Here is an 18,509-nt window from a genome sequence, read left to right as displayed (position 1 = left end):
CGCGTTTACCCAGGACACCGGCCGCATCGTGAAGCTGCTCGATACATTGCCATTGCCACCCGCGCTCGATGAAACCACCGCGACCACCCCGGCCCTGCAAACCGTGTTAACCGCCGCGCTGGCCGCGGCGGCCGTGCGAAAAGCCGAGGAAGAGGCGGCGTATCAGGCCAGCTTGACCCCCGAAGACAGACGCCGTTTGCTGGAAGCCGAGGAACTTGAGGCGCGAAAACGCCTGTGGGTTGAGCAGGCCAAAGCGGCTACTGCCGCCGCACGCCTTAGCGGTTAAACCGCTCCACCAGCGAATACTGGGTGTTCACGGTCTGGGTCAGCTCTTCGCTCAGTTTCGCGGAATGCTGAGCCTGCTCAGAGGTTTGGTCGGCCAGCTCGGCAATGGTACTGATGTTGCGGCTGATTTCTTCAGCCACGGCACTTTGCTCCTCGGTGGCCGCGGCAATTTGGGTGGTCATGTCGGTGATATTGGCCACCGCCTCACTGATGCCCACCAGCGCTTGATCCGCTTCCATCACCCGCGCCACGCCTTCCTGTGCCTGACGATGGCCGGCGTCCATGGTCTGCACGGCGGTTGAGGCGGTTTGTTGCAGCTTGGCAATCAGGCTGTGAATCTGTCCGGTCGAGGTGCTGGTGCGTTGCGCCAGTTGGCGGACTTCATCGGCGACCACGGCAAAACCGCGACCCATTTCGCCAGCCCGGGCCGCCTCGATGGCCGCGTTCAAGGCCAGCAGGTTGGTCTGGTCAGCAATGCCTTTGATCACGTCAACTACGCCGCCTATTTCGTCACTGTCCTTGGCCAGTTGCGTCACCGTAGCCCCGGTTTCACCCACTACGACAGACAGGCGTTCAATGGCTTCGCGGGTTTCACCGGCAATGTCACGACCCCGGCGGGTCAGGCGGTTGGCCTCTTGGGTCGCGTCAGCCGTGCGCTGCACATGGCTGGCCACTTCCTGGGTGGTCGCCGCCATCTGGTTGACGGCCGTGGCCACTTGCTCGGTTTCAACACGCTGGCGCTCCAGCCCCAGTGAGCTTTTATGCGCCAGAGAATCCGATAGCCTGGCTTGCTCACTCAAGTGCTCGGCGGTGTCTTGCAGACGGGTGAGGCAGGTTTTAAGACGTGCTTCCTGGCTTAGGATGGACATTTCCAGGCGCGCTTGCGGGCCGCGACTGTCGGTGTACATCTGAGCAATCAGCGGGTCGGAGGTCGTTTGCTCGGCCAGTCGCAGCAAACGCTTGATGCCACGTTGTTGCCAGCTCAGGCCCAGCAACCCCAGCGGAATCGAGAGCAGGGCGGCCAAGGCAAAGCCCCAGCTGGAATTAAGCAGAGCGCCAATCATGAAACTCAGTTGGCTAACCAGAATAAACGGCAGCCAGTCCTGCAGTACCGGTAACCACTGGTCACGGCGCGGCACGGCCGGTTTGCCGCGGTTCAACCGCGAGTAAAGCCCTTCGGCGCGCAAAATTTGTTCGGCGGTAGGTTTGATCCGCACCGATTCATAGCCCACCACACGCTCGTTTTCGAACACCGGGGTCACATACGCATTGACCCAGTAATGGTCGCCATTGCGGCAGCGGTTCTTGACGATACCCATCCACGGCTGCCCCTTTTTCAGGGTGCTCCACATGTGTTCGAACACCGCAGAAGGCACATCCGGATGGCGCACCTGATTGTGCGGCGCACCGATCAGCTCGTCACGAGAAAACCCGCTGATCTCCATGAAGGCGTCGTTGCAGTAAGTGATAACCCCTCTGGCATCCGTTGTGGAAATCAACCGTTGTTGCGCGGGGAAGGTCCGTTCGCGCTGGGTGATGGGCTGGTTGTTACGCATGTCGTTTCAATCCGCAAGGCTTTGACAGGGTGTCGGCGGACCTGAGGATTTGTTTAATTTAAATCCTGGCGTCTACCCATCTTTAATGAACGACGGATAAGTTGATTGAGAGCAGGCGCAGGCAGCGAGCTTTTGATCTGGCTTTGGCTTTTGATCTGAAGCGCCCCATTAAGCCACGCTGCCTGTGTGAGGGCATGCCGAGCCAAAACGAGGCATCGAGTGGTAGGGGCAAGAGCGTTTGGTTACTTTGCGCTGCTCAAAGTGACGCGGCGTAAGGCCGCAACCCTGAGTGGCTGTTACGGCAGTAATGGATATACACCCAAAAACATCGAGGTGGATGGTTTAAGGCGCTTCATCGCAGTGGCGCACCAAACCGATCGCAGCCCTCGTTCCTCGTCGGCGGCAAGAGCCGCAGGAGACCTAAGCCAGCATGGGGTAGGTGAAAAACACGAAGTGCAGCAGGTTCAGGCCAAAGTGCGTGGCAATCGCTGCACCTAGCCCGCCGAATCGATAGGCCAGGCCATAACCCAGCCCGGCAATACCCGCCAGTAACACCCACTGCCAGCCTGCGGCCATGTGGGCAAGACCGAACAGCACTGAGGCTATCACCAGTGCTAACGTCCGACCATAAGGCAAGCCCTTGAACCAGCGGCTTAGGCCGCCCTGTATATAGCCTCGAAACAGTGCTTCTTCGACTACGGTGACCAGCAACAGGTTATTAAGCATCCATATCCAGGCGGATGCTGGCCATTTCGGTGCCCAGGTAATCATGCCCAAGATCTTTGCACCGCCGAGCGCGGCAAGGGCTACAAGCGCCAGCGCCATCAGCGTGGCCCTCAACGACACCCGCCAGGCAAAGCGCGGGGCGATCCAAGGGCACACCAGCAGCAGCCAAAAACCTATCAAGGGCTTGTCGAGATTGAGGTACATCGAAAACGGCACGGCATCGGCGGTGATGCGTTCGGGAGCGATGGCGCGACCGTTTTGAAAACCGGGCAACCCGTGCAGGGCCAAGGCCAGAGCCAGCAAGATAAACACGGCGTGAGCGGTGTAACGCAGCCATTGAGGTCGTGACGGATAGGCCGCGATGCCGGTAAGGAGGAGTGCCAGCAGTGGGGCAATGGTTTGAACGCCCAGGTGGCCATAGCTCAGTGCCAGGCAGTAGCCGAGGGTTAGAAGGGCCAGATAGGGCCAGGGCAAAACAGGCATGTCATTCCTTGTTGACGGCATAAAAAAGCCCCGAAACAGGTTCGGGGCTGGCAAGTATAACGATCAACTGGCAAAGAAATCACAGCCAGGGTTTGTAGGACGACGCCTCTTAAGAAGCAATCAACTGGCGCAACACGTAATGCAAGATCCCGCCTGCCTTGAAGTATTCAATCTCGTTGAGGGTGTCGATCCGACAGAGCACCTCGACCTTTTCCTGTTGACCGTTCTCCCGGGTGATGACCAGCGTCAGGTTCATGCGCGGCTGCAATGAGGTGTTGCTCAATCCCAGAATATCCAGTGTCTCCTTGCCTGTGAGGTTCAGGCTCTTGCGGTTCTGATCGAGCTTGAACTGCAAGGGAAGTACACCCATGCCCACTAGATTGGAGCGGTGTATACGTTCAAAGCTTTCGGCAATGACCGCTTTTACCCCCAACAGGTTGGTGCCTTTGGCGGCCCAGTCGCGGCTGGAACCCGTGCCGTATTCCTGACCGGCAATCACCACCAGAGGCGTACCTGAGGCCTGATAGCGCATGGCCGCATCGTAAATCGACATTTTTTCGCCGGTGGGGATGTAAATCGTGTTGCCGCCTTCTTCACTGCCGAGCATTTCGTTACGAATACGGATATTGGCAAAGGTGCCGCGCATCATCACTTCGTGATTACCGCGCCGTGAGCCGTAGGAGTTGAAGTCACGGGGTTCCACGCCTTTTTCGCGCAGATAGCGACCCGCCGGGCTGTCCGCCTTGATATTGCCCGCAGGGGAGATGTGGTCGGTGGTCACCGAGTCGCCCAGCAGCGCCAGCACCCGGGCACCTTTGACGTCGCTAATCACCGGCAATGGCCCGCCGATGTCATCAAAGAACGGCGGGTGCTGGATGTACGTAGAGTCCGCTTGCCACACATAGGTCGCAGCTTTTGGCACTTCAATGGCTTGCCACTGTTCGTCACCGGCAAACACCTCGGCGTATTCCTTATGGAACATGTCTGTGGTCACTTGTGAAACGGCGTCGGCGATTTCTTTTTGGCTGGGCCAGATATCCCGCAGGTACACCGGCTTACCGTCTGAACCCACACCCAGCGGTTCCCGGCTGATGTCAATGCGCACGGTCCCCGCGAGGGCGTAGGCGACCACAAGCGGCGGCGAAGCCAGCCAGTTGGTTTTCACCAAGGGGTGAACACGCCCTTCAAAGTTGCGGTTGCCAGACAGCACTGATGCCACGGTCAGATCGGACTGGGTGATGGCTTTTTCAATCGGTTCAGGCAACGGCCCGGAGTTACCGATGCAGGTGGTGCAGCCGTAGCCGACCAAGGCAAAGCCCAGTTGGTCAAGGTACTGAGTGAGGCCTGCGGCTTTGTAATAGTCGGTCACCACTTTGGAGCCCGGCGCCAGCGAGGTTTTCACCCAAGGCTGACTTTTGAGGCCTTTTTCGACCGCTTTTTTCGCCACCAACCCGGCAGCCATCATCACGCTGGGGTTGGAGGTGTTGGTGCATGAGGTGATGGCGGCGATGACCACGGCGCCGTTTTTCAGGCGGTAAGTCTGACCGTTGTAGCTGTACTCCGCTTCGCCGATCAGGTCGGCATTGCCCACGGCGACGCCACCACCGCCCTCGCTTTCAAGCCGGCCTTCTTCTTTACTGACGGGTTTGAATTGCAGGCCCACGAAGTCATCAAAAGCTTTCGCGACGTCGGGCAAAGCCACGCGGTCTTGCGGACGTTTGGGGCCTGCGAGGCTGGCTTCAACGGTGCCCATGTCGAGCGCCAGTGTGTCCGTAAAGACGGGTTCCTGACCCGGTTCGCGCCACAGGCCCTGAGCCTTGCAATACGCTTCGACCAGTTTGACAGTGGCTTGCGGACGTCCGGACAGCCGCAGGTAATCCAGCGTGATGTCATCCACCGGGAAGAAACCACAGGTGGCGCCGTATTCGGGGGCCATATTGGCCAGCGTCGCGCGGTCAGCCAGCGGCAGCTCAGCCAGACCGTCGCCGTAAAACTCGACAAACTTGCCGACAACGCCCTTGCTGCGCAGCATCTGGGTGACGGTGAGCACCAGATCGGTGGCCGTAATGCCTTCCTTGAGCTTGCCACTAAGCTTGAAGCCGATGACTTCCGGGATCAGCATCGACACCGGTTGACCGAGCATGGCCGCCTCGGCTTCGATTCCGCCGACGCCCCAGCCCAGTACACCGAGGCCATTGATCATGGTGGTATGGGAGTCGGTGCCGACCAGTGTGTCGGGGAACGCGTAGGTGCGATCGTCTTCTTCTTTGGTCCAGACGGTGCGGCCCAGGTACTCCAGATTCACCTGGTGGCAAATACCGGTGCCGGGTGGTACGACACTGAAGTTGTCGAACGCATCCTGACCCCAGCGTAAAAACGCGTACCGTTCGCCGTTACGTTGCATTTCAATGTCAACGTTTTGCTCAAAGGCGTGGGAGCTGGCGAAGGTGTCGACCATGACCGAATGGTCGATCACCAGATCGACCGGAGACAGCGGGTTGATGCGTTGCGGGTCGCCGCCGGCCTTGGCCATCGCTGCGCGCATGGCCGCCAGGTCTACGACCGCGGGTACGCCGGTAAAATCCTGCATCAACACGCGTGCCGGGCGGTACTGAATTTCCCGATCACTGCGCCGCTCTTTGAGCCAGGCGGCCAACGCCTTGAGGTCAGGTTCGGTAACGGTCTTGCCGTCCTCCCAGCGCAGCAGGTTTTCCAGCAATACTTTGAGTGACATCGGCAGCTTGCTCAAATCGCCCAGAGTCTTGGCGGCATGCGGCAGGCTGAAATAGTGATAAGTCTTGTCGTCGACTTTTAAGGTGCAAAGGGTGTTCAGGCTATCAAGGGAGGACATGAAATGACTCCTGTAGTACACGGGTAGAGCTTCTAACCTAGCCCTGAAAAGGTGCTCTGGCTAATAACTGGACTGTCTATACGGGATCAAGGTTCCGAAGTCGGCTATCATGCCGGCCTTTTCGTGACAGTCCTTGCGCCAAATCAAGGATGCGCAGCCGGCCAATTCCTGCCAGCTGCTAGGAGTAATTCAATGAACACCGTTTTTATGCACTGCCGGCCCGGTTTTGAAGGTGAAGTCTGTTCGGAGATCGCCGAACACGCCGCCCGTCTCAATGTGGCCGGTTATGCCAAGGCCAAGCCAAGCACTGCCTGTGCCGAGTTTGTGTGTACTGAAGAGGGCGGCGCCGAGCGCTTGATGCGCGGCCTGCGTTTTGCCGAGCTGATCTTCCCGCGTCAATGGGCGCGGGGTGGTTTTATAGAACTGCCGGATACTGACCGCATTAGCGTGATTCTTGAACACATGGCTGACTTTCCGGTATGTGGCAGTCTGTGGCTGGAAATGGTCGACACCAACGATGGCAAAGAGCTTTCTAACTTCTGCAAGAAGTTCGATGCGCACCTGCGCAAGGCGCTTATCAACGCCGGCAAGTTGGTGGAAGACGACGCACATAAACCGCGCCTGTTGCTGACGTTCAAAAGTGGCCGTGAAGTGTTTTTGGGGATGGCAGAGTCAAACAATTCGGCCATGTGGCCGATGGGCATCCCGCGCCTGAAGTTCCCGCGTGAAGCGCCGAGCCGCTCAACCCTGAAACTGGAAGAGGCCTGGCACCACTTTATCCCCCGCGATCAATGGGATGAGCGACTGCACAGCGACATGACCGGCGTCGACCTGGGCGCCGCACCGGGTGGCTGGACGTGGCAGTTGGTCAATCGCGGCATGATCGTCACGGCCATCGACAACGGCCCGATGGCCGAAAGCCTGATGGACACGGGGCTGGTGCAGCACTTGATGGCGGACGGGTTTACCTTCAAACCCAAGCAGCCAGTGGACTGGATGGTCTGCGACATTGTTGAAAAGCCGGCCCGTAACGCGGCCATGCTCGAAGAGTGGATAGGCGAGGGGCATTGCCGAGAAGCGGTGGTCAACCTCAAGCTGCCGATGAAACAGCGCTATGCCGAAGTGCGTCGGTTGCTGGATCGAATCGCCGATGGCTTCAAGGCACGCGGCATTCAGGTCGAAATTGGCTGCAAGCAGCTGTACCACGACCGTGAAGAAGTCACCTGTCATTTGCGTCGACTGGACGTGAAAAAACCTAAATCTCGTTGATTCAGGAGTTACTGATGAGTTTTGCCGATTTGCCGGTTGACGGCACCCTTGATGCCACCGGCCTGAATTGCCCCGAGCCGGTGATGATGTTGCACCAGCACATCCGTGATCTGGTGCCCGGTGGCGTGTTGAAAGTGATCGCGACCGATCCATCAACCCGTCGCGACATCCCCAAGTTTTGTGTGTTTCTAGATCACGAACTGGTCGGGCAACAAGAGGAAGCAGGCACCTATTTGTACTGGATTCGCAAAAAGGCCGATTAAAGCTCGCCACAGGGACTGTGGCGGGGGGTTAGTCGTCTTTTTTCATCAGCCCCGCCAATGCGGCAAACGGGTTGTGCGTGGCCTTGGCGATGGTAGGGCTGCTGGTGGAACTGTCTGAAAAGTACTGTTGGTCGGTGTAGCGAGAGTGCTCATTGTCATGGCAGTACAGGCACAGCAGCTCCCAGTTGGAGCCGTCCTGCGGGTTGTTGTCATGGTTGTGATCGCGGTGGTGAACGGTCAGCTCACTCAGGCGTTTGCCCGCAAACTCACGGGCGCAACGGCCGCACACGTGGGGGTACATTTTCAGGGCTTTGTCGCGATAGCCCATCTCGCGGTCACGCTGGGCATCCGCCAGGATGCGATCCAGTTTGGCGGTATGGGACGGTGGGTTAGCCGAACTCATGGGTTCACCTTTAAGACAAATGACGGTCAGGTCGTGAAGTTTAGCTGTTGATCAGCCTTTGATTTTTTCAGCAATCCAGATGGTGTGACGCGTGCCCTTGTTGCCGTGGGCAAACACTTGCACTTCTTCGGCCTTGAAGCCGGCTTTGCGCAGTTTGTCAGAAAACTGTTTATCGGCACTGGCCGACCACACGGCCAGCACGCCTTTAGGTCGCAAGGCTTTGGCGCAAGCGCTCAAGCCTCCTGCGGAGTACAGCCAGCTATTGGCCTTCTGGGTCAGTCCCTCGGGGCCATTGTCGACATCGAGCATGATTGCATCAAAGCCATTGGGTTCGGCCTGCAACACCTTGGCCACGTCTTCCATGCGAATCACCGTGCGCGGGTCTTGCAACGGGTTACCCGACTTCTCGCCCAGCGGGCCACGGTTCCACTCGACAACACCCGGCACCAATTCGGCGACCACCACTTCTGCGGTTTTGCCCAAATGTTTCAGCGCAGAAGCCAGCGTGAAACCCATGCCCAGGCCGCCAATCAGCACCCGCGATTGCGCACGGCCGGCGACTTTACGGCAAGGAATCTCGGCCAGTGCGTCTTCGGAGCCATGCATGCGGGTGTTCATCAGCTGGCCGCCGTCACCGCCCTGAATTTTGATCACGAAGTCTTCGCCATACTCGAACAGGCACAAGGCACCGCCATTTTCCGGGATAGGGGTGGTGTCGAGCAAAACAAAACGTTTCATGGGTATCTCATAGAAGGGGACAAAAACATCGGGTTACGAGTAGCCTGAGGGCTGACAAGCCGGTCTGGCAACGGAGTCATTGATGAAACGCACTATTCTAACGGTCATTGGGTACAGCGCGCTCCTGATAAGTGCGGTGCATGCCGCTGAGCTGACGACGGTGCCTGTGGTGCCGGTAACCCCTGTGCCGGGTTCACCGGGCACCGCCACGCCCACGCCGTACCCGCAAATCACCCCCCGTGCGGTATCCAGGCCGCCTGCCAATGGCAGCCTGCTGCCATTGCCCCCGATCAACCTGCCGCAGCCGCCCAAAGATCAGCCGCTGCCGGGGCTTGACGTCAAAGAGCCCAAAGCCAGCCTCAAGACTGATTAAGACGCTTTACCTGTAGCCGCTGACGAGCTCCGCGAGGCTGCGTTCGGCGGCGCAGCCGTCGTGAACCCTTTCAATCCCAGGCTTAAGGCTTAAGGCTTATCGCTGGTGCGGGGTTTCAGATACCCCCCAGGCATTAGCTTGCGACGATTGCATCGTCGAACGCAGCCTCGCATTACTCGACAGCTGCTACGAAATGCTTGTTTCGTGGCTTGGCAAGCGATAGGTCTTGCGCATCAGATGTTCAGCACTTTAAACACAAACGCATATTCCAGTGCCACGTCACGCAGGCCCTGATAGCGCCCGCTCATGCCGCCATGACCAGCGTCCAGCTCGGTCTTGAGCAACAGCAGGTGATCGTCGGTTTTGGTGGCGCGCAGTTTAGCCACCCATTTGGCGGCTTCCCAGTACTGCACGCGGCTGTCGTTATAGCCGGCAATCACCAGCATCGCCGGGTAGTCCTGAGCGGCGACGTTCTCATAGGGCGCGTACGCCTTGATGCGCGCGTACACCTCAGGTTCTTGCGGGTTGCCCCATTCGTCGTACTCGGTCACGGTCAGCGGCAGGTCGGGATCAAGCATGGTGTTGAGCACATCCACAAAGGGCACTTCAGCAATCGCCGCTTTAAACAGTTCAGGGCGCTGATTGAGTACCGCACCAATCAACAAGCCACCTGCGCTGCCACCGCTGATCACTAACTGGTCGGAGCGCGTCAGGCCGGTGTCGATCAGGTGCTCGGCACAGGCGATGAAGTCACTGAAGGTGTTGTGCTTGTTTTCCTGTTTGCCTGCGCGGTACCAGGCTTCGCCCAACTCGCCGCCACCGCGTACATGGGCAATGGCAAAGGCAACGCCGCGATCAAGCAAGCTCAGGCGGGCATGGGAAAACCACGGGTCAAGGCTTTCGCCGTAGGCGCCGTAGCCATACAGGTAAAGCGGTACAGGCTTGCCCAGTGCTGAGCGTTTGACCACCAGACTGATGGGCACGCGGGTGCCATCTGGCGCGGTGGCCCACAAGCGCTGACTGACGTAGTCGTCGGCATTAAACGTTCCCAATACCGGGGTTTCCTTGAGCACGCTTTGTTCGCCGGTCGCCAGCGTCAGTTGGCGAACTTGAGCCGGACGGTTCAATGACTCATAGCGAAGACGAATGTGCGGGCTGTCAAATTCCAGGCTGTCTTGTACATATAGGCTGTAGGCCGCATCGGGCAGTTGCACGCGATAGGACGCCAGGCCTTCAGGGCGAATCTCAATGATCGGCAGGCCACCTTCGCGCAAGCTCAGGCACAGGGCGTGGGCGTTCAGGCTCATCCCTTCCAGCATGACGTGATCGTTATGCGCGATCAGCAACTGCCAGTCATTGCGGGCAGGGACATCGCCCAGCGCGTAATACAAGGCAAAGTTGATGCCGTCTTGATTGGTGCGGATAAACCAGGCCCATTGCCCTTCGTACAGACCGTGGTCAACGCTGTAGTCGTGCCCCTCAACCCGAGGTGCCAGACAGTTGAACGACTGTTGCGGGTGATCGGCATCCAGTACCCAGCTCTCGCTGGTGGTCTTGCTGTTGAGCAACAGAATCAGCTGGCGCTCGGAACTGGAACGGTAGCAGTGCAGGAAAAAGCGTCCGTCCGGCTCATGAAACGCCTCGTGGGCCAAATCTTCACCCAGCGTGTGGCGATAGAGCTTATGCGGACGGTGCGTGTCGTCCAGCTCGGCAAAAAACAGCGTCTGGCTGTCATTGGCCCACGTCATGCTGCCATCGCAGTCTTCAAACGGCAGTTCGGTCACCGTGCCATTGCTCAGCTCTTTGACGAACAGGCGATAAGTCTCTTCGCCACTGGTGTCCAGGCTGTAAGCCAGGCGCTGGTGGTCAGGGCTGATACTGAAGGCACCTAACGAAATAAAACCACCCTCGGCCAAGGCGTTCGGGTCGAGCAGCAATTGCTCGACGCTTTCATCGACTTGCTGGCTGTCATCAGCCGGACGCGGGCAGCGGAAATGGCGGGCGTACTCATCACCCGCGACCGTGCGCGTGTAATACAGGTACGGTCCCCAAGGGGAGGGCAGGGACAAATCAGTCTCGCGAATACGGCCCTTAATCTCCTGAAACAGCGTCTCACGCAATTCAGCCTGATCGGCCAGCTGTGCTTCCTGATAGCTGTTTTCCGCTTTCAAGTAGTCCAGGACCTCTTCGCTATCGCGATTTTGTAACCATGAGTAGGGGTCAGAACCCTCAATCCGGTGTGCGATAGGTGCGCTGTTTGCGTAGGCTGATTCGGTCATTGAGCGTTCTCGAAGATTTGAATGAAAAGAAGGGAGGTTGAAGGCGGGGCAGCCGCACTGTCTAAAAGCCGTTATCATAGCGCTTCATTGCCTGCCGACCATGGATACCATGACCGAGAACGACTATCTGATCGCCTGGGGCCTTTACGCCTTTGCCGCTTTAGGCTGCCTGCTCGTGTGGTGCCGCCTGACCCGATTCATGTGGCGCTGGTTGCGTGAGCCGTTGCGTGTCTTGATGGCGGTGCTGCTGTTTAGCCCGACCATCATCGACCCGGTCAAAGAAAAATTTGCTCCTGCCGTGGCGATTACCGCGTTGGACCTGGCCTTCAAAGTGGGCAACAACGCCTGGCGTGCCGTATCAGACCTGCTGATGTACACACTGTTCGCGTTTGTGTTGTATGCGGTGTTTGTGCTGATCCGCTGGCCCATCGAGCGTGCCAGTAAGGCGCGTCAGGCAAAAATCGCTGCCGCTGAAAAAGCACAGGCAGCTGATCCTGAAGATGACCAGCCTTTCGGCTCGGCAGGCGATGACGGTTATGGTCGTCGCGTGCCGCCCCGTGCGGCAGCCCCGTCACGTGTAGAGCCGCGGTTGTAACCCTTTTACGTTGGGCTTGAATGCGAGAGTACGAGCGTGTGTGAATTATTGGGCATGAGCGCCAATGTCCCGACCGACATTGTGTTCAGTTTTACCGGGCTGATGCAGCGTGGCGGACGAACCGGCCCGCACCGTGATGGCTGGGGCATTGCCTTCTACGAGGGCCGTGGCCTGCGCTTGTTTCAGGACCCTGGGGCCAGCTGCGATTCCGAAGTGGCGTTGCTGGTACAGCGTTACCCGATAAAAAGTGAAGTGGTGATCGGCCACATCCGCCAGGCCAATGTCGGAAAAGTATGCCTGTCCAATACTCACCCGTTTGTCAGGGAGCTGTGGGGCCGTAACTGGTGTTTTGCCCACAACGGTCAACTGGCCGATTTTGCACCGGGCGCGAGTTTTTATCGCCCCATTGGTGACACCGACAGCGAAGCGGCGTTTTGTGACTTGCTCAACCGGGTACGCGAAGCCTTCCCGGAGCCGGTCGAGGTGGAGCGTATTCTGCCGGTGCTGGTGGCCGCCTGCGCCGAGTTTCGCAGCAAAGGTGTGTTCAATTGCCTGCTCAGTGATGGCGACTGGCTATTTTGCTATTGCTCGACCAAGTTGGCGCATATCACCCGTCGAGCGCCGTTTGGCCCGGCGCGCTTGAAGGATGTCGACGTTATCGTCGATTTTCAGTCTGAAACCACGCCGGACGATGTCGTCACGGTCATTGCCACCGAACCCTTGACCGAAAACGAAACCTGGACTCGCTACGAGCCTGGCCAATGGAGCCTGTGGCGGCGTGGCGAATGCGTCAGTCAGGGCACAACCGAATAAGGATGGGCCAATATGTGGTTGAGCTACCTGCGTTTGGTGTTGTTTACATTGGGCTTGTTGATCGGCGTGCAAGTGCCGGGGTTCATCAATGACTACGCCAATCGCGTCGAGGCTCACCTCATTGAAGCCCGGACCGGGCTGGCGGGTTTCCAGAACACGGCCAATCAGTTCTTCAAGGGCGACCTGCAAGCGCTGGTCGCGCATTACCAGGCCAGCGACGACCCGGTCTTTCGCAGCGATGCCAACAGCCTGAGCACCTTGCTGGATCGCCAGCGCCTGCTTGATGAGCAGTTCCAGGCCATGCAAGGCCCGTGGTACAGGCGCGCTCTGCAAGTGGCCTATGCCGCCGACCCGGCTATTCGCGAAGAAACCTACAACACCTATACCTATCAGGTACTGCTTTCGCCGGTGGCTATCGGCTGGGCAATGGCGGGTGCGCTGCTGTTCTCCTTCATTATTGAAGGCTTTGTGCGGCTGGTGGACTGGGTGGTGCTGGGCGGCAAACGTCAGCGAGAACGTATTGCCCGGCGTGAACGCTATAGCTAAGTCGCTGCCTTGGCGGCTTAACATTTAAGCAATCAACTTTTTCTTATGTCCGAGTCCGGCTTTTATTAGTTGGACGAAGGGCCTGTGCCTGTCGAAAAATGCCTGCCACCTACACTACAAAAAAACCACAGGAGCATGACCGTGAGCCGCCTGTTATTGAATTGCGATATTGGTGAGAGTTTCGGTAGCTGGACCATGGGCCTGGATGCCGAGGTGATGCCCTTTATTGATTGCGCCAACATTGCTTGCGGCTTTCATGCCGGTGACCCGAGCATCATGCGCAACACCGTGGAACTGGCGCTGGCGCACAACGTCAAGGTGGGGGCCCATCCGGCGTATCAGGATCTGGCCGGGTTTGGTCGACGTTCAATGGCCTATTCAGCGCAAGAGCTGCAAGACCTGCTGCACTATCAGATCGGAGCGTTGGATGGCATCTGCCGTGCTCAGGGCACCCGCGTCAGCTACGTCAAACCCCACGGGGCGATGTACAACGACATGATGGCCAATCCAGCGCAATTGAGAGCGGTGGTGCAAGCCGTGGCTGCCTATGACGGCAACTTGCCGCTGATGCTCATGGCCACACGGGACAACAGTGCAGCTCAGGCCATTGGCGATGAGTTCGGCGTGACCTTGTGGTTCGAAGCCTTTGCCGACCGTGCGTATGACAGTGCTGGCCGGCTTGTCTCACGCCAACTGCCGGGTGCGGTGCATCACGATCCGGACGTTATCGTGCAACAAGCGCTGACCCTGGCAGCGGGGCAACCGTTGCAAAGCAACGACGGCAGCGCCCTGCATTTACAGGCCAATACTTTATGTGTGCATGGCGACAACGCCAGTTCAGTCAACGCTGTACAGCGTATCCGTGAAGCCTTGAACCAGCAGGCTCAAGCATGAAGGTGCGTATCGAAGTGGTGGCCATCGACTGCCTGATGGTGCGTTTGTTCGATGATATTGCCGAAACCAACATGCCTTGGATGCTCGCTGCCAGCGAACGATTGCGCGTTTGCTTTGCTGAACACCTGACGGATCTTGTGCCGTCCTACACCACCTTGATGGTGCACTACGACGGGCTGGCGCTGACCCCGGCGCAAGCGCGCGAGCGGATTGCCCAAGCGCTGACGGACCTGCACCCGCACACTCAAAACAGTGGCCAGCGCCATGTGCTGCCGGTGTGGTATGACCTGAGCGTCGGCCCTGAACTCACTTTGTTGGCCCAACGCATTGGCGGGTCGGTCAGTGAGGTCATTCGCCTTCATAGCGAGCACGAATATCAAGTGTTCGCGTTGGGCTTTGCCCCCGGTTTTGCCTTTATGGGGTTGGTCGAAGAAGCACTGGCTGCGCCCCGTCTGAATACCCCGCGTAAACGGGTGGCCCAGGGCAGCGTCGGCATTGCCGAGCGCCAGACAGCGGCTTACCCGGCGCAGTCGCCGGGAGGCTGGAACCTCATCGGCCGCACGCCGAGCGCCTTGTTTGATCGAGACCGTGAGGGCTACAGCCTCCTGCAACCCGGCGATACCGTGCAATTCGCGGCTGTTTCTCATGCAGAATTCATTCGCTTGGGTGGCGACGATACCCCTCAGGAGGCCTTGGCATGAGCCGTTTACTGATTCAGGCCAGCAACCCGTTGTGCCAATTGCAGGACGCAGGGCGCTTTGGTGTCCGGCATCTGGGTGTGACGCAGGGCGGCGCGGCAGACTGGTTATCGATGGCCAGGGCCAATGGTCTGCTGGGTAACAAACCCGGTGCTGCGGTGATTGAAATCACCCTGGGCGGCTTGACCATAGTGGCCCAGGACGATTGCACACTGGCACTGGCGGGCGCCGATTTGGCGGCGGCGATAGACGGGAAACCGCTGAAACCTTGGCGCAGTTTTTCGTTGAACAAAGGCCAAACCCTGACCTTTACCCAGCCATTGACCGGGGCGAGGGCTTACTTGGCCGCGCCAGCCGGGTTTGCGGCGCCGCAAGTCTTGGGCAGCTGCGCTACGGTGGTGCGTGAACAGTTGGGTGGGCCGGATGGGTTTGGTCGAGCGCTGCTGGCAGGTGATGAGTTGAGCTATGACGGAGTTGCTCCGCCTTTGCGTGAGTTGCAAGTGCAACTGCAGCCTGTGTTCAGTGCCAATCCATTGCTTGACCTGGTCATGGGTGCGCAAATCGGTGCTTTCAGTGGCCAAAGTACCTTTGATGCGTTCAATAGCTCGTGGACGCTGGACAGTCGGGCAGACCGTATGGGCATTCGTTTGCTAGGCCCTGCGTTGGTGTATCAGGGCGCACCGATGATTTCGGAAGGCATCCCGTTAGGGGCGATTCAGGTGCCGCCGGATGGCCAACCGATTGTGTTACTCAATGATCGCCAGACCATTGGCGGTTACCCGAGGCTGGGGGCTTTGACGCCGCTGGCGTTAGCGCGGCTGGCGCAGTGTTTGCCGGGAGAGAAGATCCGCATGTCGCCACGGGTACATGAAGCGGCTTCTGAGCAGCATCTGCGTTATTTGCGAAAATTCCTTTATTAATAGTGAAAGGGATTACTGGGCGCGTCTTATTTGCTGACTCGTCGAGTAATGCATTCTGGTCTAGCGTGAAGTTCCTTTTTATGCTGAGAATCCGCTTATGCGTTACTTGAAGATTCATGCTCAAGATATACAGGACGACGATAAGCCCGACACAGTTCTACTTGATTTTTATGACGGCAGCAGCACCCCGCCTGTTCTGATCAAACAGGCAGCTGCATTCGACATCAACGATGACGGAAAACTGGACTGGGTCATTGCCGATGATATGAATGGCGATGGTGTTAAAGACAAAAAGGACGATGAGCTGGCAACTCAATTGGCTCAAATGTTCCTGTTATTTAAGTGGCACAGCCTTGATGCGTCCTACGATAAATACTTGAAGGTTAGCGCTGAAGATTTTGATGCCGATGGTAACCCCGACACCGTGCGCATGCATTTTCACCAGGGCACAGGTGATCCCCGTGATGAAACAATCGCTTACGGCGCTTCTTTTTATACCCGTGGGGATGGTTCAGGTACTGGCGAAACGATCAACTTTGATGTGAATAACGACAACAAGGTTGACCGGGCCGACTCAGAGCTGGTTAAAGCATTTGCACGCTGCTACTTAAAGTTCGGTTGGTAGGGTAAATAACATTTACCCATACTCGGTCTAACTAAGCTTTGCTGAATGAGTGCGCCCCTGCTGCTAAACGACGTTAGGGGCGCTATCACTTCGCCAAAAACCGCATGCCTTCTTCCAGCCCGTCTAGCGTCAGCGGGTACATGCGGTCTTCAATCAGGTCCCTGACAATCCCGGTCGAAGCGGTGTAGTGCCAAGTGTCTTTGGGATACGGGTTGATCCAGATGAGCTTTTTGTATTTCTCCATAAAGCGCTGCATCCACTTGTAACCCGGCTCTTCATTCCAGTGTTCGACACTGCCGCCCGCATGGGTGATTTCATAAGGCCCCATGGCCGCATCACCGATGAAAATCACCTTGTAGTCAGCCCCATAGGTATTGAGCAGGTCCTGGGTAGAAATACGCTCAACCTGTCGGCGCTGGTTGTTCTTCCACACCGATTCATAAATGAAGTTATGAAAGTAGTAATACTCCAGGTGCTTGAACTCGGTTTTGCAGGCCGAAAACAGCTCTTCGCAAATCTTTACGTGCGAATCCATCGAGCCGCCAATATCAAACAGCAACAACAGTTTGATGTTGTTACGCCGCTCGGGACGCATCTGAATATTCAGCAAGCCACCATCGCGAGCGGTGTGGTCGATGGTGCCATCAATGTCAAACTCTTCGGCTGCGCCCTGACGCGCAAACTTGCGCAAGCGTCTTAACGCCACTTTGATGTTGCGCGTGCCCAACTCAACCTGATCGTCGAGGTTCTTGTACTCGCGTTGCTCCCACACCTTGGCCGCCTTGCCCTGACGCAGGCCGGCATCACCCACGCGAATGCCTTCAGGGTGGTAGCCGCCCGAGCCAAACGGGCTGGTGCCGCCGGTGCCGATCCATTTATTGCCACCGGCATGGCGCTCCTTTTGCTCTTCAAGGCGCTGCTTGAAGGCTTCAATCAGCTTGTCCAGCCCGCCCAGCGACTGGAGTTGAGCGCGATCTTCATCGCTTAATGAACGCTCGAATTCCTTGCGCAGCCAGTCTTCGGGAATCAAGGCTTCAAGATGCTCATTGAGGTTTTGCAAGCCATTGAAATAGGCGCCGAACGCACGGTCGAACTTGTCGAAATGGCGCTCGTCCTTCACCAGAATTGTGCGCGCCAGATAATAAAACTCATCCATGTCGGCGAAGGTCACGCGGTTTTTCAATGCGTTGATCAAGTCCAACAGTTCGCGCACTGAAACTGGCACTTTGGCCGCCCGCATTTCATTGAACAGATTAAGAAACATGCTTATCGCCTTCTCGAAAAATCAGCGATTGCCGCGACGGCTCATAAACGCCAGACGTTCAAGCAACTGCACGTCCTGCTCGTTTTTCACCAGAGCACCCGCCAGTGGCGGAATGGCTTTGGTGGGGTCGCGTTCGCGCAATACCGCCTCACCGATGTTGTCGGCCATCAACAATTTCAACCAGTCGACCAGTTCGGAAGTGGAAGGTTTTTTCTTGATGCCGGGCACTTTGCGCACATCAAAGAACACGTCCAACGCTTCACTGACCAACTCTTTTTTGATATTCGGAAAGTGCACGTCAACAATTTTCTGCAGCGTGGTGCGATCCGGGAAGTTGATGTAATGGAAGAAACAGCGGCGCAGAAAAGCGTCCGGTAATTCCTTTTCATTGTTCGACGTAATGATGATGATCGGACGGATTTTGGCCTTGATGGTTTCGTCGGTCTCGTAAACGTAGAACTCCATCTTGTCGAGTTCTTGCAGCAGGTCGTTAGGAAACTCAATGTCGGCCTTGTCGATTTCATCGATCAGCAAGATCACCCGCTCATCAGCTTCGAAAGCCTCCCACAATTTGCCCTTTTTCAGGTAATTACGCACATCGTGGACTTTATCGACGCCCAGTTGTGAATCACGCAGGCGGCTGACCGCGTCGTACTCATACAAGCCTTGATGCGCTTTGGTGGTGGACTTGATGTGCCAGGTGATCAATTTGCAGCCAAAGGATTCCGCCAATTGTTCGGCAAGCATGGTTTTGCCGGTGCCCGGCTCACCCTTGACCAGCAATGGGCGTTCAAGGGTAATGGCCGCGTTGACCGCCAGTTTCAGGTCGTCGGTGGCGACATAGGCGCGGGTGCCTTCAAACTTCATCGATAAATCCTCAAACCATGGCCCGGGGCCTGCGAGGGCAGGGCGGGAGAAAAAAGTATGC

The 18,509-nt window shown here is 57.5% G+C and carries 19 protein-coding genes; 11 read left to right on the top strand and 8 right to left on the bottom strand.

Annotation, left to right across the window (positions count from 1 at the left end):
• A partial coding sequence (locus ACI7MX_RS14900) for a hypothetical protein (RefSeq protein ID WP_405589214.1) occupies positions 1–286 on the top strand: 286 nt, incomplete at its 5' end.
• Here the strand turns inward: ACI7MX_RS14900 and ACI7MX_RS14895 are convergent.
• The 3 genes from ACI7MX_RS14895 to acnA all read right to left on the bottom strand — a co-directional run bounded on the left by ACI7MX_RS14895 (position 276) and on the right by acnA (position 5,901).
• On the bottom strand, positions 276–1,841 hold the full coding sequence (locus tag ACI7MX_RS14895) for a methyl-accepting chemotaxis protein (protein WP_405589217.1): 1,566 nt from the start codon (positions 1,839–1,841) through the stop codon (positions 276–278). The genes ACI7MX_RS14900 and ACI7MX_RS14895 overlap by 11 nt on opposite strands.
• Positions 1,842–2,261: 420 nt before the next feature.
• A complete protein-coding gene (locus tag ACI7MX_RS14890; protein WP_405589220.1) occupies positions 2,262–3,050 on the bottom strand; it encodes a CPBP family intramembrane glutamic endopeptidase in 789 nt (262 codons plus the stop codon).
• A 109-nt stretch (positions 3,051–3,159) separates the two neighbouring features.
• Entirely contained in the window at positions 3,160–5,901 is a 2,742-nt protein-coding gene (gene acnA, locus ACI7MX_RS14885) for an aconitate hydratase AcnA (protein WP_405589223.1), read from the bottom strand.
• Between the two features lie 192 nt (positions 5,902–6,093).
• Here acnA and rlmM point away from each other — a divergent pair, with 192 nt between their 5' ends.
• The gene (gene rlmM / locus ACI7MX_RS14880; RefSeq protein WP_314490600.1) at positions 6,094–7,170 is read left to right on the top strand and encodes a 23S rRNA (cytidine(2498)-2'-O)-methyltransferase RlmM; all 1,077 of its coding nucleotides are present in this window, start codon (positions 6,094–6,096) and stop codon (positions 7,168–7,170) included.
• A 14-nt stretch (positions 7,171–7,184) separates the two neighbouring features.
• Positions 7,185–7,433: a sulfurtransferase TusA gene (gene tusA / locus ACI7MX_RS14875; RefSeq protein WP_314490597.1), complete on the top strand. Its 249-nt coding sequence runs from the start codon at positions 7,185–7,187 to the stop codon at positions 7,431–7,433.
• 28 nt (positions 7,434–7,461) lie between these two features.
• On the opposite strand, the gene ACI7MX_RS14870 is transcribed toward tusA, so the two are convergent.
• Entirely contained in the window at positions 7,462–7,836 is a 375-nt protein-coding gene (locus ACI7MX_RS14870; protein WP_314490593.1) for a YajD family HNH nuclease, read from the bottom strand.
• Positions 7,837–7,887: 51 nt separating this feature from the next.
• The gene (locus ACI7MX_RS14865; RefSeq protein ID WP_122784075.1) at positions 7,888–8,574 is read right to left on the bottom strand and encodes a spermidine synthase; all 687 of its coding nucleotides are present in this window, start codon (positions 8,572–8,574) and stop codon (positions 7,888–7,890) included.
• Between the two features lie 82 nt (positions 8,575–8,656).
• Here ACI7MX_RS14865 and ACI7MX_RS14860 point away from each other — a divergent pair, with 82 nt between their 5' ends.
• Positions 8,657–8,947, top strand: a complete 291-nt coding sequence (locus tag ACI7MX_RS14860; protein WP_314490590.1) for a hypothetical protein — start codon at positions 8,657–8,659, stop codon at positions 8,945–8,947.
• Positions 8,948–9,180: 233 nt separating this feature from the next.
• Here ACI7MX_RS14860 and ACI7MX_RS14855 read toward each other — a convergent pair whose 3' ends face one another.
• A complete protein-coding gene (locus ACI7MX_RS14855) occupies positions 9,181–11,226 on the bottom strand; it encodes a S9 family peptidase (RefSeq protein ID WP_405589230.1) in 2,046 nt (681 codons plus the stop codon).
• A gap of 100 nt (positions 11,227–11,326) precedes the next feature.
• Here ACI7MX_RS14855 and ACI7MX_RS14850 point away from each other — a divergent pair, with 100 nt between their 5' ends.
• From ACI7MX_RS14850 to ACI7MX_RS14820, 7 genes are all read left to right on the top strand, one after another.
• Positions 11,327–11,821 carry an MFS transporter gene (locus ACI7MX_RS14850; RefSeq protein ID WP_314490584.1) on the top strand — a complete coding sequence of 165 codons (495 nt, stop codon included), beginning with the start codon at positions 11,327–11,329 and terminating at the stop codon, positions 11,819–11,821.
• 36 nt (positions 11,822–11,857) lie between these two features.
• Positions 11,858–12,634: a class II glutamine amidotransferase gene (locus ACI7MX_RS14845; protein ID WP_314490581.1), complete on the top strand. Its 777-nt coding sequence runs from the start codon at positions 11,858–11,860 to the stop codon at positions 12,632–12,634.
• A 12-nt stretch (positions 12,635–12,646) separates the two neighbouring features.
• Complete coding sequence (locus ACI7MX_RS14840; protein ID WP_405589234.1) at positions 12,647–13,180, top strand: DUF2937 family protein; 534 nt, start codon at positions 12,647–12,649, stop codon at positions 13,178–13,180.
• Between the two features lie 141 nt (positions 13,181–13,321).
• On the top strand, positions 13,322–14,074 hold the full coding sequence (locus tag ACI7MX_RS14835) for a 5-oxoprolinase subunit PxpA (RefSeq protein WP_314490575.1): 753 nt from the start codon (positions 13,322–13,324) through the stop codon (positions 14,072–14,074).
• Positions 14,071–14,775: a 5-oxoprolinase subunit PxpB gene (pxpB, locus tag ACI7MX_RS14830; protein ID WP_405589238.1), complete on the top strand. Its 705-nt coding sequence runs from the start codon at positions 14,071–14,073 to the stop codon at positions 14,773–14,775. Before ACI7MX_RS14835 ends, pxpB begins: the two co-directional genes overlap by 4 nt.
• A complete protein-coding gene (locus ACI7MX_RS14825; RefSeq protein ID WP_405589241.1) occupies positions 14,772–15,692 on the top strand; it encodes a biotin-dependent carboxyltransferase family protein in 921 nt (306 codons plus the stop codon). The genes pxpB and ACI7MX_RS14825 overlap by 4 nt, the downstream gene beginning before the upstream one ends.
• A gap of 97 nt (positions 15,693–15,789) precedes the next feature.
• Entirely contained in the window at positions 15,790–16,317 is a 528-nt protein-coding gene (locus tag ACI7MX_RS14820; RefSeq protein ID WP_405589244.1) for a hypothetical protein, read from the top strand.
• An 85-nt stretch (positions 16,318–16,402) separates the two neighbouring features.
• On the opposite strand, the gene ACI7MX_RS14815 is transcribed toward ACI7MX_RS14820, so the two are convergent.
• Together ACI7MX_RS14815 and ACI7MX_RS14810 are read right to left on the bottom strand one after the other, a co-directional pair.
• Positions 16,403–17,581, bottom strand: a complete 1,179-nt coding sequence (locus ACI7MX_RS14815; protein ID WP_405589247.1) for a vWA domain-containing protein — start codon at positions 17,579–17,581, stop codon at positions 16,403–16,405.
• A gap of 21 nt (positions 17,582–17,602) precedes the next feature.
• Complete coding sequence (locus ACI7MX_RS14810) at positions 17,603–18,448, bottom strand: MoxR family ATPase (RefSeq protein ID WP_314490559.1); 846 nt, start codon at positions 18,446–18,448, stop codon at positions 17,603–17,605.
• Between the last annotated feature and the right edge of the window lie 61 nt (positions 18,449–18,509).

This window comes from Pseudomonas sp. 2024-210, assembly GCF_045062345.1.
Taxonomy (GTDB): domain Bacteria; phylum Pseudomonadota; class Gammaproteobacteria; order Pseudomonadales; family Pseudomonadaceae; genus Aquipseudomonas.
Note: the sequence above shows the minus strand (reverse complement) of the source record. Positions and strands in the feature narration are given on the sequence as shown.